13 protein-coding genes are annotated in these 17,718 nt (G+C 41.6%); 10 read left to right on the top strand and 3 right to left on the bottom strand.

The window, feature by feature from the left end; translation table 11 throughout:
• Positions 1 to 17: 17 nt before the first annotated feature.
• Positions 18 to 1,181 carry a putative sensor domain DACNV-containing protein gene (locus tag ACTJKG_RS05585; protein ID WP_172333292.1) on the bottom strand — a complete coding sequence of 388 codons (1,164 nt, stop codon included), beginning with the start codon at positions 1,179 to 1,181 and terminating at the stop codon, positions 18 to 20.
• Positions 1,182 to 1,345: 164 nt separating this feature from the next.
• Here ACTJKG_RS05585 and ACTJKG_RS05580 point away from each other — a divergent pair, with 164 nt between their 5' ends.
• From ACTJKG_RS05580 to ACTJKG_RS05545, 8 genes are all read left to right on the top strand, one after another.
• The gene (locus ACTJKG_RS05580; RefSeq protein ID WP_172333293.1) at positions 1,346 to 1,930 is read left to right on the top strand and encodes a Crp/Fnr family transcriptional regulator; all 585 of its coding nucleotides are present in this window, start codon (positions 1,346 to 1,348) and stop codon (positions 1,928 to 1,930) included.
• A gap of 50 nt (positions 1,931 to 1,980) precedes the next feature.
• On the top strand, positions 1,981 to 3,150 hold the full coding sequence (locus ACTJKG_RS05575) for an MFS transporter (RefSeq protein ID WP_440738573.1): 1,170 nt from the start codon (positions 1,981 to 1,983) through the stop codon (positions 3,148 to 3,150).
• A 96-nt stretch (positions 3,151 to 3,246) separates the two neighbouring features.
• On the top strand, positions 3,247 to 4,110 hold the full coding sequence (locus ACTJKG_RS05570; RefSeq protein WP_440738572.1) for an SDR family oxidoreductase: 864 nt from the start codon (positions 3,247 to 3,249) through the stop codon (positions 4,108 to 4,110).
• Positions 4,111 to 4,173: 63 nt separating this feature from the next.
• Positions 4,174 to 4,698, top strand: a complete 525-nt coding sequence (locus tag ACTJKG_RS05565) for a DinB family protein (protein ID WP_440738571.1) — start codon at positions 4,174 to 4,176, stop codon at positions 4,696 to 4,698.
• Between the two features lie 191 nt (positions 4,699 to 4,889).
• Entirely contained in the window at positions 4,890 to 5,495 is a 606-nt protein-coding gene (locus tag ACTJKG_RS05560; RefSeq protein ID WP_172333297.1) for a TetR/AcrR family transcriptional regulator, read from the top strand.
• Between the two features lie 294 nt (positions 5,496 to 5,789).
• Positions 5,790 to 6,932 carry an efflux RND transporter periplasmic adaptor subunit gene (locus ACTJKG_RS05555; protein WP_172333298.1) on the top strand — a complete coding sequence of 381 codons (1,143 nt, stop codon included), beginning with the start codon at positions 5,790 to 5,792 and terminating at the stop codon, positions 6,930 to 6,932.
• Between the two features lie 24 nt (positions 6,933 to 6,956).
• On the top strand, positions 6,957 to 10,154 hold the full coding sequence (locus ACTJKG_RS05550) for an efflux RND transporter permease subunit (protein ID WP_172333299.1): 3,198 nt from the start codon (positions 6,957 to 6,959) through the stop codon (positions 10,152 to 10,154).
• Between the two features lie 136 nt (positions 10,155 to 10,290).
• Positions 10,291 to 11,709 (top strand): efflux transporter outer membrane subunit, encoded by a 1,419-nt coding sequence (locus ACTJKG_RS05545; protein WP_172333300.1) that lies wholly within the window; start codon positions 10,291 to 10,293, stop codon positions 11,707 to 11,709.
• Positions 11,710 to 11,784: 75 nt separating this feature from the next.
• Here ACTJKG_RS05545 and ACTJKG_RS05540 read toward each other — a convergent pair whose 3' ends face one another.
• The gene (locus ACTJKG_RS05540; RefSeq protein ID WP_440738570.1) at positions 11,785 to 12,954 is read right to left on the bottom strand and encodes an alginate lyase family protein; all 1,170 of its coding nucleotides are present in this window, start codon (positions 12,952 to 12,954) and stop codon (positions 11,785 to 11,787) included.
• A 488-nt stretch (positions 12,955 to 13,442) separates the two neighbouring features.
• On the opposite strand from ACTJKG_RS05540, the gene ACTJKG_RS05535 reads away from it, so the two are divergent.
• A complete protein-coding gene (locus ACTJKG_RS05535) occupies positions 13,443 to 15,158 on the top strand; it encodes a beta-N-acetylhexosaminidase (protein WP_440738569.1) in 1,716 nt (571 codons plus the stop codon).
• Between the two features lie 36 nt (positions 15,159 to 15,194).
• Here ACTJKG_RS05535 and ACTJKG_RS05530 read toward each other — a convergent pair whose 3' ends face one another.
• Complete coding sequence (locus tag ACTJKG_RS05530) at positions 15,195 to 15,536, bottom strand: hypothetical protein (protein WP_172333303.1); 342 nt, start codon at positions 15,534 to 15,536, stop codon at positions 15,195 to 15,197.
• Positions 15,537 to 15,908: 372 nt separating this feature from the next.
• Between ACTJKG_RS05530 and ACTJKG_RS05525 the strand changes: the two genes are divergently transcribed.
• Positions 15,909 to 17,684: a glycoside hydrolase family 9 protein gene (locus tag ACTJKG_RS05525; protein WP_172333304.1), complete on the top strand. Its 1,776-nt coding sequence runs from the start codon at positions 15,909 to 15,911 to the stop codon at positions 17,682 to 17,684.
• Positions 17,685 to 17,718 lie beyond the last annotated feature (34 nt).

The following is a 17,718-nucleotide window of genomic DNA, read 5'->3' as shown; positions in this document are numbered from 1 at the left end:
GTCTTTCTCTTAAAAGTTTAGAGTAAAAGGATATCTATCTGATGCGCATGCACCATATTTACTACCGGAGACCAGGCGAAAACCGTAAACCTGCCATCTTGCGAGGCTACCAGCGCTATGGCATCCTTTTGATCAAATACAAACTGAGCAGCCGATAAATGCCTTGTGCCTCCATTTTGTGCCGGGTGGATGATTTGGGTAGAGCAGCCAACTACTGGCTCTGTAACAATAATTTCCTCAACGCGAACGCTTTTAGATGATCGGCCTATCTTGGCTCCGAATGCCAGCAATTCGTGTTTGTCGTTGATCACAGTAGCTCCATCTATAGAGGTTAAGCCACCAATGGTATCTACCGCACGGCGCAGCTTTTCCTGCCAGGAGGTATGGTATTTTTCGATGCCCTCGTGTATCATCAGATCGGTAAGACCAGAGAAGGCTGGGGATACCGGGTAAGATATCGGTGTAATGATCGATTCCCTCCAGTCGTCGTTCCCGGAAGGTACTACCAGCAAGATCCCGCCACGACGGTGAGCTTGCATAGAAGCAGCCAGCTGTACCAATACATTCACCGGGTCGTTCCACAACGATGGCAGGGTAAAATCAAGCATGGAAGTGAGTATAGTAGGGCAATCGGACAAGGTTGAACCCTGCTCATCTACCACCTTGATGTCATCACCTTTTAAAATAGCGATGTTTACAAATTTGCCAAAACCATCGACTCTGCGGTGCTTGATCACCAGCAGGCCCGGTTCTATAACTTCCAATACAAAACAATAAGCGGGTATGGCTAAAGTGGTTCCCCAAACGTAAAGTCCATCATCATCAATCCACACACCTAAATGGATGCCTGGTTGCTGAACCGCAGATGCAAACTTGGTGAGAATATTGGGAGCGAGCGGTATTTTATGACCAAACAGCAAAGGCTGCCCGGCACTTTCAGGCGGCAGAAATGCTAAAGTAAACTTTGGCGAATAGCCCTCTTCACGCCGCAAACTTGCCCAAAAGGCTATATCAATTATATTTTCAATGGTGTTGATATCAGGAGTAGGGGCGGCAACGTCTTCCGTATCGGCATTAGCATTCACTAACGAATGAAAATATTTAAAATGCCTTTCAATGGCAGGCGCTACAACCCTGGCAGCTTTATAAGTAGGTTCTGAAGTGGTGCTGCTGGTTTTCATTTTTTTCAAATAGAGGGCTTGTTATCTTACCAAAAATAACGCTATTTACCTGCCATCACAAACAAATAGCTCAAAATTGCAATTAACGGATAATTCTGTTTTAGTAAAGTAATATCTTAATTTTATAATCAGGAGCATCGTCTTTATATTGATATTTGTATGTTATGTACCAAACGCTCTTACAATATATTATTGATTACTCGCTAATGCAAGTATCAGATCAGGAATTTAAACTGATACAGGCAGCTTTCAAACCCAAAAAACTGCGTAAAAAACAATACCTGCTGCAGGAGGGCGATGTGTGTAAATATCTTTCATTTATAGCCAAAGGCGCAATGCGGCAGTATGTTGTTGATGATAAAGGCGTCGAACATATTGTACGCTTTGGTATTGAGCGCTGGTGGATGGCCGATTATGAAAGTTTTACCACCAAAACGCCCTGCAGTTATGATATTGATGCTATTGAAGATACCGAGCTCTTTCAGATCAGCAGCGAACATCTGGAGGAGTTAAAGGAGAAAGTTCCGGCTATTGACGCCATGATCGAAAAAATGAACCAGCGGAGTTACGTGTCTCATCAAAAACGCATCCGCTCATCCATCAGTCAAACTGCAGAAGAGCGCTTTACCGATTTAATGAATACTTACCCCGAATTTTTGCAGCGTTTTCCTCAAAGTATGATCGCCTCTTACCTGGGCATTTCTCCCGAGACATTAAGCCGTATACGTAAGCAAATGACTTTGAAGTAATAGTACCCCCGCTTGCAAATTATCCATACTTTTGCCACTTTAATACAGGTATGGATCAGCTCACAACTCCGGGGAAATTGAAATTGCGAATTGCCTGCGGGGTATTCTTTTTTATTTCGGGGTTTGGATATTCATCGTGGGCTTCACGTATCCCATCCATACAGCAACAATTACACTTGAACGAAGGCCAGTTGGGGGCCGTATTATTTGCCCTGCCTATAGGCTTAATGCTTACTATCCCTATAACTGCAAAAATGTTAAAGCATTTCAGCAGCCGGAGTATTATGCTGGTGGGCGCTATCGCTTTTAATCTTTTACTGTGTTTACCTGGTTTTACAGCCTATATATGGCAACTGGTAGTATTGCTGTTTTTCTTTGGTTCTGCACGTAACATATTCAATCTTTCGGTAAACGCCCAGGCGGTGAGTGTACAGGGCTTTTATGACCGGTCTATCATGGTTACGTTTCACGGTATCTGGAGTATGGCTGGGTTTGCCGGCGCTGCTGTGGGATATTTGATGGTATCTTATAATGTAGCCCCTTCTTACCACTTATTGTTTGTTGGAATCAGCATGATCATTATCACACTGATCTTTTACCCGCATGCTTATTATGAAAAGCCGGTTAATAAGATCAATCGCTCGGTTTTTACCTTGCCCGATAAACACCTGATCAAATTCTCGCTGATCTGCTTTGCATCCATGGCCTGTGAGAATACCATGTATGATTGGAGCGGTATCTATTTTCAAAAAGTGCTTCATGCTTCAAAACCAGCGGCAACGGCTGCATTTGTAGTATATATGGTATCTATGACCATCGGCCGGTTTACCGGGGATAAGCTTGTGGCATCGGCAGGTATAAAAAAAGTGCTTAGTTTTAGCGGTATTTTGATATTGACTGGTTTGTTGTTTTCTGTCCTTTTACCATATAGTTATACAGTATATGTGGGTTATGCGATGGTGGGGATGGGGGTATCCTGCGTGGTACCGTTAGTGTTCAGTATGGCGGGCAAATCGCAAAGTATGAATACAGGGCAGGCGTTGGCCGCTATATCAACAGTAGGCTATCTGGGCTTTTTGATCATACCACCGGCGGTAGGTTTTATAGCGCAAGCGGCAGGATTACGCTGGGCCTTTGGTATTGTGGCTGGTTTCGGGGCCTTGATCATTGTTATGGTATCAAAGCTTAAACCGCAAGCCGAAGCTGTGGTTACATCCTAAACTCTTGATAAATGTCAAGGTAATTTTTTGCTTTATATCATTTAGCAGCTTTTGGGCTTATCTCACCTTTGCTATGTAAATAAAAACATAGCAATAATGAAAAAGATAGTTTTAGTAACCGGAACCAGTACAGGATTCGGCAAATTAATAACCCAAACGTTATCAAAAGAAGGCCATACTGTAATAGCCGCCATGCGCGGAGTGAACGATAAGAACCAGGCGGTTGCCCGGGAGCTCGCTGCATTGCCCGGTGTTGATGTGGTTGAGCTTGATGTAACGAGTGATACCTCTGTGCAGGAAGCATTTGCAAAAAGCCTTGCTAAATATGGCCATATTGATGTATTGGTGAATAATGCGGGTTTAGCCGGTTTTGGTGTAACCGAAGCCTATACGCTTGACCAGGTAAGACGCCTGTTCGAGGTGAATTTCTATGGCGTGTTGCGCACTTATAATGCGGTGCTGCCATCTATGCGAGCGCGTAAAGATGGGCTGATCATTAACCTTTCAACCGGAGCCAGCGGTTTTACTTTGCCTTTTATGGTGCCTTACATGGCTTCTAAATTTGCCATGGAGGCCCTTACCGAAGGTTTTCAGCATGAGTTAAAAGATTACGGTATCGAAAACGTATCTATCCAAAGCGGGGTATATCCAACCGAAATGAATACCGGCGTTAAGCCCGGGGTTAATGCCGATAAGGAAGATATTATAGCAGCTTATGGAAGTGTCGCTGTAGACACTTTTAACGCTATGGGTACAGCGCTGTTTGGCAAAATGGCCGAGTTTAAAATGGATCCGCAAACCATAGCCGATGGTGTGTTGGAATTGATCAATAAAGAGAAAGGTACACGCCCCTTACGTTTTCCATTGGACGCCGTTGCACAGGGTACAGATCATGAGTTTGTAAAATCTCGTGCGGAGATCAAAGACAGATGGGCCAAACAATATGGATTTAACCTATAATTGCATCAAATTAAAAGTCCGGTAAAAAACACCGGGCTTTTACTCATCAAAAACCACCACAAAATGAGCAATATTATAACCGAAACTAATGCGCTATCATTGCTGAACACAGCAATTAAAGTGGCTATATCTAACTGGGAGCTGCAAAATACCCGTCTTAATTCGTTGTTAGACAAATTAAGCGACGAACAACTGGCCGCGCAAACGGCACCTGGACGTAACAGCGGCGTATATCTGCTGGGACACCTTACCGGCGTAAGTGACGGTATGTTCACCTATCTGGAACTAGGCGACAGGCTACATCCTGAGCTAGATGAGTTGTTTCTGAGAAACCCTGAGGCTGCTGGGCTGCAAAGACCATCAATAGTGGAATTGAAGGCTTATTGGACTGAAGTAAATGCACAACTTAAACAAAAAATAGAAGCATTGCCTGTAGAAGCCTGGTTTGCTAAACACAGCGCTGTGTCGGCAGAAGACTTTGAGCGGGAACCGCATCGTAATAAACTGAATATTCTGATCAACAGAACCATTCATCAGGGATATCATTTAGGGCAATTAGTTTACCTGTTGAGCAAACCAAACGTATAAAGGGCTTTACGTGACAATTCGGTGAAATGAATTTGACAAAAGGATGGTAAATAAAATTTAGATCCTTTATACTTTTGCCTAACGCTGTTAAATAAATTAACAAGCGTTAAAATAAACCGGGAACTGAGATAAAACCCGGTTGTTTTTGTAAAATCATTTAACACTGTTAAATAATTTAATTAAGTAAAAAAGTGGCAAGCAAAGAACGGATACAACGCTTAAAAGAAGAAACCAGGATCAATATCTTGGATGCTTCCCTCCAAATTGTAAAGGAGGAGGGTTGGCAAGCTTTGAGCATGCGTAAAATTGCCGATGTAATTGAATATACTGCGCCCATTATATATGAGTATTTTGCTAATAAGGAAGCCATCCTGTTAGAGCTTACCCGGAAAGGTTACCTGATATTGACCCGGGATTTACAGGAGGTGAGAGCTAAATATGAATTGCCGGCAAAACAGTTGGAGGCCATGTGGCTTGCCTACTGGGATTTTGCGATGAAGAATAAAGAACTTTATCAATTGATGTTCGGTGTAGAAATGAATTGTTGCTGCGATATGGTGGCAACCCTCGAAGAATCAGAAGGGCCGTATAACGAATTCAGTCAGGCTATTATTGAACTCATGCACATTGAAAACCCAACCAAAGATATGGTATGTTTAAAATACTACACTTTTTGGTCTGTAGTACACGGATTGATCTCGATCAATATCCTGCGCAGGGGTTACTCTGATGAAATGAACCAACAGGTATTAAAGGATGCTATCGGAACAATCATCAAATCAATAGAAAGGGCTTAAAATTTTGCCTGGATTAAAACAATGTTAAATCATTTAACACTGTTAAACATATAAAGTTTAAACATCTATCTATCAAACATATAAATACAAACAATCATGGACATCAAATTTTACATGCTACTCATTAACGGTATTAAGAAGCTTAAAACTGTTAAAGCCAGCACTGCTTACAAAGCGTGTTAGCTGCATACAACCGGATCATATACATATGAACATAACTCAATCAACATATATGCAGACCGCAGGGTCAATTTTTAACTCCTATCATTTATCATCATCAAAAATTAATTATTTATGAAAAGTTTCATTTTAGCGCTTTTAGCACTTTCATTATATGGTTGCTCTTCAAAGCCGCAAACGCAGCAGGCTCCGCCGCCACCATCTTTACCCGTAGCTGCTGTTACAGCAGGTACACAAACTACTTATCAAGATTACCCTGCATCAATAGAAGGGATTGTTAACGTAGAAATCCGTCCGCAGGTAAGCGGAACATTAGATAAAGTTTTTGTTGACGAAGGTGCTTTTGTAAACGCTGGTCAACCAATCTTTAAAATTAATGAGCAACCTTACCGTGCTGCTTTAAACAACGCGATCGCTGCCTTGCACGCTGCCGAAGCAACCCAGCTCAATTCACAACTGGAAATTGATAAATTAACTCCATTAGTTGAAAACAAAGTAGTTTCTGACTATCAGTTAAAAACAGCTAAAGCAACCAATCAGGTTTCTAAAGCAAATATCGAACAGGCAAAAGCAAACATAGCAACTGCTCAAATCAATTTGGGTTATACTTTAATTAAAGCTCCTGTAAGCGGTTATATTGGCCGGCTACTTAAAAAACAAGGGAGTTTAGTTACTCCGGCAGATGTTGACGCGCTTACTCAACTATCAGATGTGCATGATGTACGTGTTTATTTCTCATTAGGCGAAAAGGATTTTATAAACTTTAAAGAACAATATCCTGGTCAAACCTTAAGTGAAAAATTAAAACAACTGCCAGCCGTATCCTTATTATTGGCTGACGGTACAGAGTATGCCAAACAAGGTAAAATAGATATGATCGACGGTCAGTTTGATAAAAACACCGGCGCTATCACCGTACGTGCAAGTTTCCCTAATCCACAAGGTTTAATACGTTCAGGTAATACTGGCAGAGTACGTCTAAGTCTTGAACATAAAGACGCCTTAATTATACCTGAATCAGCCACTGTTGATATGCAGGATAAAGTATTTGTGTTTACCGTTGGTGATAGCAGCAAAGTGAAAAAAGCGGCCATTACTATTGTTGGTAAAAACGGTGACAATTATCTGGTTAAAGACGGCGTAAAAGTAGGCGACCAGATTGTGTTAAGCGGTGTTGATAAATTACAAGAGGGTATGGTTATCCAACCTCAAAAAGCTACAGATAAAGTAGCTGACGCCGCTGTAACAAAAAAATAATACATACACTTAAACTTTAAAGTCATGTTTCAGAAATTTATAGAAAGACCGGTATTATCAACTGTTATCTCCATATTATTGGTGATAGTTGGTATACTTGGTTTAACAAAACTGCCCTTAGAGCGGTTTCCAAATATCGCGCCTCCGTCGGTATTGGTATCTGCTGTGTATCCGGGCGCTAATGCCGAGACTATTTTACGTTCCGTGACTCCGTCATTGGAAGAGGCCATCAATGGTGTGGAAAACATGACCTACATGACCTCCACTGCCAGTAATGACGGTACACTGGGTATCACCGTTTACTTCCAGCAAGGCACCAACCCGGATCAGGCTGCTGTAAACGTTCAAAACCGTGTTTCACAAGCAACCAGTCAATTACCTGCCGAGGTTGTACAATATGGTATAACTACTACCAAACAACAAAATAGCTTTATTGGAGCTATGGGTATTTACTCAGAAGATCCAAAAAAATACGACGCGACCTTTGTAAACAACTATGCACAGATCAATATTATTCCTGAGATCAAACGTATCCCGGGTGTAGGTTCTGCCAGTGTATTTGGTGGTATTAAGGATTACTCCATGCGTGTTTGGTTAAATCCAACTCAATTGGCTACATATAAAATTACACCTGCCGAAGTAATGGCCGCTATACAGGACAAAAACCTGGAGGCTGCACCTGGTAGACTTGGTGAGCGTAGCAATGAAGCATTTGAATATGTAATTAAATATAAAGGTAAACTTACCACACCAGAGGAATATCAAAATATTGCTATCCGTGCAAATGCAGATGGTTCCGTACTGCGTTTAAAAGATGTAGCACGTGTTGAACTGGGCGCTTATAGCTATAGCAGTGTTAACCGCTTAAACGGATACGAAGGTATTACTATTGGTATTATTCAATTATCAGGCTCAAATGCCAACGAGATCCAGATTGCCATTGATAAGCTGATGGTGAAATTATCAAAAGATTTCCCGGCAGGTATCAAATTCAATCAGTTTTATCGTACCAAGACCGACCTTGATGAGTCAATTGATCAGGTTGAGCATACATTGGTAGAGGCCTTTATATTGGTATTTATCGTAGTATTTATATTCTTGCAAGATTTTAGGTCAACATTGATCCCGGCCATAGCGGTTCCGGTGGCCATTATTGGCACCTTCTTCTTCATGAACCTGTTTGGCTTCTCTGTTAACTTGTTAACCTTGTTCGCTCTGGTGTTGGCCATCGGTATTGTGGTGGATGACGCGATTGTGGTGGTGGAAGCGGTTCATGCCAAAATGGAGGATAATCCAAAACTTACCCCAAAAGAGGCAACTACCGAGGCTATGCACGAAATTAGCGGTGCCATTATATCAATTACATTGGTTATGGCGGCGGTGTTTTTACCGGTTAGTTTCATGACAGGTTCAACAGGTATATTTTACCGGCAGTTTGCGTTAACAATGTCTATAGCCATCATTATTTCGGCTGTTAACGCTTTAACTTTAAGCCCGGCCCTGGCTGCTTTATTCTTAAAGAATAAACATACTGCCGATGGTCATGAAGCGCCTAAAAAAGGTTTTGTCGAAAAATTTTACGCTGGTTTTAACGGTGGGTTCAATTATATGACCACCAGATATGTTGGAGCCTTAAAGATCCTTATTCGCAATAAATGGATCAGTATGGCTGGCCTTGCATTAATAGTTGTTGCTACAGTTTACCTGGTAAACAGAACAAAAACAGGCTTTATTCCAACAGAAGACCAGGGCTTCGTGGCTATCGCGGTTTCAACACCATCCGGAACTTCATTAGCCAATACCAGTAAAATAATCAATCAAGCCGAAAAAGAATTGAGAGCTTTACCATCAGCAAGATTTGTGATGGCATTGTCTGGCTTTAACTTTTTAACGCTATCAAACAGCCCATCAGCAGGTCAGATCTTCCTGTTGTTAAAACCTAATAAAGAAAGAGGGGCCGTTAAGAATATTGATGATATACAAAATATAATAAGAGGCAAATTAGCCGGTATACCAAGTGGTACGTTCTTCGTGTTCAGCTTTCCAACAGTTCCCGGATTTAGTAACGTAGAAGCTTTGGACGTTCAGCTTCAGGACAGAACCAACGGCAGACTGGATAAATTTAGCGGCGTAGCCAATAACTTTATCGGAAAGCTGATGGCAAAACCGGCAGTAGCTTATGCCTTTACTTCTTATAAAGCCAATTACCCTCAATTACAATTAGAGGTTAATGACGAAAAGGCTAATCAATTAGGGGTAAATGTCAGAGACATTTTATCAACCATGCAGGCTTACTTCGGTACTGCGCAAGCATCAGACTTTAACCGCTTTGGTAAATATTATCGTGTGATAGTTCAAGCTGATATTGCCGACAGAACCGACCCTGCATCTATTGACCGTGTATTTGTTAAAAACAAAGCAGGAGAAACCGTACCTATTAACACTTTGGTTAAACTAACCCGAGTTTATGGTTCAGAAACTGCTTCACGTTATAACCTGTTTAACTCTATTGAGGTTCAAGCCATTCCTAAACCAGGCTACAGCTCTGGTGATGCTATTAAGGCTATCGAGGAAACAGCTAAAGAAGAATTGCCAAATGGTTTTGCTTATGAGTTCTCGGGCCAAACACGTGAGGAGATCTCTTCAGGCGGTCAATCGGCTGTGATATTTATGCTTTGTTTGATATTTGTATACTTCTTACTATCAGCACAGTATGAAAGTTACATCCTGCCACTGGCAGTAATACTTTCCATCCCTACAGGTATATTCGGTGTGTTTGTGGTATTAGGCTTAACCGGTATCGAAAATAATATCTATGTACAGGTAGCCTTGATCATGCTCATCGGTTTGTTGGCCAAGAACGCCATCCTTATTGTGGAGTATGCGGTACAGCGACGAAGAGCAGGTCATACTTTGGTTGAATCGGCTATAGAAGCAGCCAGATTAAGGATAAGACCGATCATCATGACATCACTGGCCTTCGTATTCGGTTTGTTCCCGATGAGTATCGCAACAGGTCCGTCTGCACAAGGTAACCACTCTATCAGTATTGGTGCAGCAGGTGGTATGCTTTCAGGAGTAATCCTGGGTTTATTCATCATACCGGTACTGTTTGTGATATTCCAATACTTGCAGGAAAAAGTTTCAGGAGCACCTAAAGCACCAGCGAATAATGGTGGTAAAGATGTTCATGTAACAGACTTTGAACTGGCTAAAAATTAATTTTAGTATATGTCAATGGTGAGTATCAGGTATCAATAATTAAAAAAGTTGTATTTGAGATTGTTAATCAATCTTGATACTTGATACTCACTACTTGATACTGAAAAATGAAAATTACTAACTCAATAATTAATCGATGAAACCATATATAAAACCATACGCCTTATTAATACTGGCAGTTGCTTTCATAAGCGCCTGTAAAGTATCAAAGGATGTGGCTACACCAAAAGCAGAGCTGCCTGCTAATTTCAGAAATGCAGCCAATACCAGCGATACCAGCAGTATTGCTGATATTCAATGGAAAAGCTTTTTTACCGATGCTACTTTGCAAAAGCTAATCGATAGCGCTATTGCTAAAAATTACGATATGCAGATAGCTGTTAAAAACATCGAAGCATCGCAGTTATTATTTAAACAGGTAAAATGGAACTACGTTCCCGAGCTGGATTTAAATGTAACGGCTAATACCAACAGGCCTTCTAATAATAGTTTGAATGGTTTAAGTACAAGCACTTTCCTGAAAACGAAGCATGTAGAGGACTACAATGCTAATCTGGCCCTGACCTGGGAAGCTGATATCTGGGGTAAGATCCGCAATCAAAGCAGATCAGCATTAGCATCGTACCTTCAAACAGCCGAAGCTAAAAAGTTGCTTCAGACTAATATTGTGGCCAGCGTATCACAAGGTTATTATAATCTGCTGATGCTGGATGATCAGTTGGCTATCGCACAAAAAAATGTAAAGCTTAATGACAGCACTTTGCGTATTATCCGTTTACAATTTGATGCAGGTCAAACTACATTATTGGCGGTACAACAGGCCGAAGCTCAACGCTTATCCGCCGCTCAGTTGGTACCGGGATTTGAACAGAACATCGCTATTCAGGAGAATGCCATTAAGATATTAACCGGTTCACTTCCTGACAGGGTTGAACGTACTGTTCGTTTAGAAGAAGTTACCATTCCTGATAATCTATCAGCCGGTGTACCATCGGCCGTAGTAAGTCGCAGACCGGATGTGAAAAGTGCAGAATTAGCCTTAACCATTGCTAATGCTAATGTTGGTATCGCGCAGGCTAATATGTACCCTTCATTAACTATTACGGGTAGCGGAGGTTTAAATAGCTTTAAAGCCAGCAACTGGTTTAACATCCCGGCTTCCTTATTTGGTACCGTAGCCGGTGCGGTGGCTCAGCCATTATTACAGCACAGACAACTGAAAACTCAATATAAAGTTGCTTTGGTTGATCGCGAAAAAACTGTTTTACAGTTTAGACAATCTGTTTTAAATGCTGTAGGTGAAGTATCTGACGCTTTAGTAAAGATCGAAAAGCTGAAAACACAACAAGGTATTATTGCCGATCGTGTGAGCACCTTGCAAAAAGCTACCAGCAATGCTAACCTGTTGTTCAGAAACGGCCAGGCTACTTACCTTGAAGTGATCACTGCTCAAAGTAATGTATTGCAAAGCGAGCTTGATCTGGCAACCGTAAAGAATGCACGTTTAAACGCTGTATCTGATTTGTACCGCTCAGTAGGCGGTGGCTGGAAATAAAAATAACTCCACCCAATATATATGCAAAGCGGCCCTGTTTATTACGGGGCCGCTTTTTTGGTTAAAGTGGGTTACTTATAACCCTGATACATTGAAATGTGTATAGCTTGTAAACCCTAAAAAGGTGTTGTCATTCGGCACGCCATTTGGTGGATTGATCTCTCTTAATGATTTCAGGTTAGCTGTTTTGTAATGGTTGTATGCCACCTCGGTACCAGGGAATACCGGGCTTGAGGTTGAGCAATAATTGCAACCGGTACTTTGATTATAAGCACTTCTCATAAAATCATAACCAGCACTAATCCTGTTGGAGTTGGCTGTCCAGATGGAACCATCGCCTTGTATGCCGGCAATTTGTGCGGCATAAGCCAGTGCAGTCAGGGTATATTGATAGTGCACACAATCTTGCCTGTCGCACAGTTCAGGGAGCGTACCATTGCTTTGTATAACTATTGGCAGATAGTTTTTAATTATATCTTCACCATTCTGGAAAACGGTAGCGCTGTTTAAAAATACCCCAATGGCCATCTTAGCGTATCCGGCTGAAGTATCCCAATTGTTATTGTACGATGTAGGCGTATTATTGATATAATTGTTTTTAACCAGGTTAAGGAAATTACTGAATTGGGTAATATCCGCAGCCGACCAGCCGGCACCTACACCATTAACTTTGTAATATCTGATAATCTCGGCGGCGGCAACAAAACTCGGCGTTGTCCAGGAAGCTTCCAGATCTGGCTGATTCGGATTGGTAGATGAATCTTTCAAGCCATAGCCCTGGAAATTGTATGCCCAGCCATTTAAAATAGCAATGGTTTGTTGTGCATAGCTTGCAGTGCCGGTTTTGGCCCATCTTAGTGCCGTGGCATAGGCTAGTTCGGCATCCTTACGGATCTGATCTTTGGATGGGGTAGTAGCACCGTTTGAACCTACTACCACTGTTGCTGGAAATGAAGTAGGATAGGAGTGACTGTTAATGTAATCCAGAACTTTTTGGTAATAAGCTGTGCGGGTTGCATCGCCTCCGTTTACCTGTCCTGCTACCAGATCCAGGCTGGCTTGTGTGTTTAATACCCCCGGGTGTACAAAGGTAGTTACTGCACTTGCAGCCAGTTTATCAGATTTGGCAGCATTGCCGGATGCTGCGTTTTCCTGATTTGATGACTTTTTACATTGGTACAAAAATGTACTCCCGGCAACCAAGCCAATGGCGATCAGCGTAGAGCTGATTTTTTTGTTTTTCATAATTTAAAGTTTAGTATATGGTTTATTATTTGGTTTGCAAAAGCACATAAAAATCCTGTTCGGAGTTTGCAGGATCTCCGTTCGGTATTTTTATCAAAAAATTATTATTATTCGGTATATATTGGTAAACCAAATCTATATGATATGTATGTTACAACAAGCTGTTGTTGAGGAATTTATTTACGAAAACGTTTGCGTTTTAGCTATAAAAATATCGAATTTTTAGGGTTACATGGCTAAGCATAGTGTATCTTAAAGCTCCGGGTACATACAATACTTAGTGTAATTGTCTATAAAAAAAATATTATTATATAATGCTGAAAAATACATAAAGAATAAACCTTTGCGTTTTTTTGAATAAACCGGCTGTTTAAAAAAAATGGCGCTCTATCAGATCATTAATTTTACATATTGCAAATAATTACCCTGAAATAGCCATATTTTTGCTATCATAGCGGTACCCTTGAGAGATTTGAACTTTTTATTGAATGAAATTTAGACTATTAACAGCATTTCTTCTGCTTTCTGCATACGGTTGGGCCCAAAATCTCAACATCATTCCGCAACCGCAATCTATTAACCGGCTGGAAGGTCAGTTTTATTTAAACAACCGTACCACAATTGGTACAACCGATACCGCATTATCTGTTCTGGTTGGTTATTTCCAGAAAGAGGTACATAAAGCAAAAAATGTAGCACTTGTACAAAATGTTGGTTCCGGAAGCTTAATTGATATTAAACTAAGCAGCACTCCGCAAACAGCCGGAGCTTATATTTTAGACATAACACCAGAGCATATCACGGTTTCATCATCCAATAAGGAGGGTGTGTTTTATGGGTTGATGACACTGCTTCAACTCATAAAAGATCAGCAGGCAGATAACGACAATAATTTATGTTTACAGGCCTGTAAAATAGCTGATGCTCCACGTTACCAATGGCGCGGTCTGATGCTTGATGAAGCAAGACATTTTTTTGGTAAAGACAAAGTAAAACAGTTACTTGACTGGATGGCCTATTATAAACTGAATAAGTTTCATTGGCATTTAACCGATGTGCAGGGCTGGCGTATCGAGATCAAAAAATACCCCAAACTGGCAACAGTAGGTGGCATGGGCAATTACAGTGATACCTCTGCTGAGGCTGAGTATTATACGCAAAATGAAATCCGCGAAATTGTAGCTTATGCGGCGCAACGTTTTATAACCGTAATACCCGAAATTGATATGCCCGGGCATGCGACAGCAGCTAATAAAGCCTATCCCGAGTATTCGGGCGGTAGCGTTGCCGGTTATCCCAATTTTACCTTTAATCCGGCTAACGAAAATACTTACCAGTATCTGGCTGATATTATCAGAGAAACCAATTCGTTATTTCCGGCACGCATGATCCATTTGGGTGGTGATGAAGTTGCCTATGGCGTTAAAGCGTGGTCGCTGGATACGGCTATTGCCCGTATGATGCAAAAGAAAAATTTTGATGGTGTTAGCCAATTGGAGCAGTACTTTTTTAAGCGTATGGCCGATACTGTTACCAGCCTGAATAGTAAGATACTGGCCTGGGACGAAGCCACCGGCGGAAGCCTACCCGCTGATAAAACTATTATTTTTTGGTGGCGTCAAAACTTACCCGGTCAGCTGCACCTTGCCTTGCAGAAAAATTACCAGGTAGTACTTTGTCCAAGGCTACCGCTGTACTTTGATTTTTTACAGGATACGGGACTCGTGGCGGGCAGGAATTGGAATGGCGTATTTAATAGGGTAACGGATGTTTATAATTTTCCCGACAGGCAAGTGTCTGCCGATGAGCTCAATTCCAAACTTATTGTAGGTGTGCAGGCCAATATTTGGTCAGAAACCATAGAGTCTGAAAAACGTCTGGATTTTATGCTTTTCCCGCGTATAGCCGGTTTAGCCGAAGCTGCCTGGACTGCACCAGACCAAAAAAATGAGCTGGCTTTTACAGAAAAATTAAAGGCTGATTTTAAAAACTATGATGCCGCCGGTATTTACTATTATAACCCGTTTGAGCCAAATTTTCATCCCGAGGTTGTTGATTTTGTACCACGTGTTAAGCTGGTTAAAGCCCGGTCATATGTTCGGCATGCTTCAAAAAGAGAACATGGGAAAGTAAGCCGGAAAAAACATAGCAATTCAAAAAAGGATCATAAAAGCTCAAAAAGAGCTCATAAAAAAAGGAAATAACCAAATCGGTTATTTCCTTTTTACCTGTCTTAAAACCTATCTGTAAGTAGAAAGATGGGTTGTTTTTATGCTTAGCATAAATGATTTACCTACGCTTATTTTCACGTTTTTATCCTGCAATAATGCTTTTACTCCTTCGTCGGTTTTAATAGCTTCGTACAGGTCACGTGCTATTGGCGATCCGCTGATGTTGTTGGTCACCTTGCCGTTTTCCATACTGATGTTAAACGTATAACCCGTTTTACTGCGGCCACCTGCCGACTCAAAATCGGTTATATTCAATTTAAACTGCTGATCCTCATTCAGGCTCTTCTTCAAATGCAAACGAATAACCGGCATATACCTTTGCCAGGTACTTAAAAACTTTCTTTCTTCCATACTAAACTATGATTCTATAAAAAATAAGGCCCTCGTGAGGTTATTCTACAAGGGCGTAAAATGATTGTAAGAACAGGTGATATTTCCTGATCCTATTTATTGAAAATTATTGTTTGTTAAATTAAGGTAACGGCGAGCAGCAGGCCTTCCATAATGTTACCGCATGATTTTTCAAAGCTAAGTAAATTAATGTGCAAAGGACTCATGCTGGGATGATAAAAGTTAAACCGGACTTTATTTGATATGATTTAATGCCTGCTGGTATCCTGTAGAGGTAATATAGGGGCTCGTGACCGGCCAATTTAAGACTGTTCATGAGATCAGCGGCGTATTAATTAGTAATTTGCACATATAAATTTTGCCAGCAGAGAAATGACCTACAGCCACAAATTCAAAACCTTACTGACTTGTTTTTTAATCACGCTTGCTTTTATAGCTAAAGCGGCCCCTATCATTTATGTTAACCAGGTGGCTTTTGATACAAAGGGTGCAAAACAGGCGGTTATCCGTAATGATGTTAACCTAAGCGGGCTAACGTTTAACCTGCTCAACTCATCTGGTAAGGTTGCATTTACAGGCGCACTCAAAGGACCTGAGCAAATTGAAGATTGGGTTAAGGGTGCATTTTTTTACCAGGCCGATTTTTCATCATTTAAACAAGCGGGTAAGTATAAATTGAGCATCAGCGTAAACGGCAAAGTATATCTTTCAGATGGTTTTGAGATTAGTGAAAACGCGCTCGCGATAAACACCCTGCCTGCCATCATTAACTATTATAATAAACAAAGGGCTAATACGCCAACAGAGCTCGATGTTGATAAAGCTATCATCCTTTTTGGCAGCAACAAAACCGCGGATGTACGCGGCGGCTGGTGTGATGCCTCGGGAGATGTAAGTAAGTATTTTTCGCACCTGGCTTATGCCAATTATATGTCGCCGCAGCAAATTCCTTTGGTAACCTGGTCAATGGTGAACGCGGTGCAAACTATACCGGGTTTGCTCAAACAGATCAATGCAGAAAATAGTATGACCAGCGAGGCTCTATGGGGAGGCGATTACATCATGCGCTCGCTATCCAAAGAAGGCTATTTTTATATGACCGTTTTTAGCTACTTCAGCAAAGATCCCAAAGCACGCCGTATAGTGGGCTTAAGAGCCAACAGTGTTACAACCGACGAATATCAATGCGCTTTTCGCGAGGGAGGCGGTATGGGTATAGCCGCCCTTGCCCGTATCTCTACTTTAAAAAAAGATGGCGACTATAAATCGGCAGAATACCTTGCTGCGGCTAAACGTGCTTATGCCCATCTGCTCATCAACAATACTAAATATGATGATGACGGTAAGGAAAATATCATTGATGATTATTGCGCATTGATGGCTGCAACTGAGCTTTGGATAGCAACAGATAGTTCATTTTATCAGGACGAAGCCCGCAAGCGGGCACAACATATCGAAAAGCGAATGAGCCCCGCAGGCTATTTTATCAGTAACGACCAGGGGCGCCCATTTTGGCATGCCTCCGATGCCGGTTTGCCCATTATTGCTTTATGCAGATATTTAACTAAGGAGAAAGAGCAGGGTGAAAGAACAGCGGCGTTAACCGTAATCAAAAAAGCGCTTGATTACAACCTGCGTGTAACCAATGAAGTGAATAATCCCTTTGGCTATGCCCGGCAAACTTTCCGCTTAAATAATCAAATCAAGAACGGATTTTTTATACCACATGAAAATGAAACCGGTTGGTGGTGGCAGGGCGAAAATGCCCGGCTGGGCTCATTGGCGACCGCGGCTATAGTTGGCGGTCGTTTGGTTTACCCCGAAAAGAGCGGCTGGGGTGTAAAGAAAGATCTGGCTGTTTATGCATCTGATCAGTTATCATGGATACTGGGCTGCAACCCGTATTCCATGTGCTTTATGTACCAATTTGGCAAAAATAATGTACCGTACATGAGCTCCAGTTTTGGGCATGGATCGGGCAAGGGTGGTATATCTAATGGTATTACCGGGAAAGAAGGCAACCCAGATGGCAGCGGCATTGATTTTAAAACTGAAGATAACGGAAACGAGTGGCGTTGGACAGAGCAATGGCTGCCTCATGCGGCCTGGTTTATGCAGGCCATCACTGCTATTGCCCAGCCTGAATAACATTCAGACTCAAATTTTAGAAATATTGATCATT

This window comes from Mucilaginibacter sp. 22184, assembly GCF_052045695.1.
Taxonomy (GTDB): domain Bacteria; phylum Bacteroidota; class Bacteroidia; order Sphingobacteriales; family Sphingobacteriaceae; genus Mucilaginibacter.
Note: the sequence above shows the minus strand (reverse complement) of the source record. Positions and strands in the feature narration are given on the sequence as shown.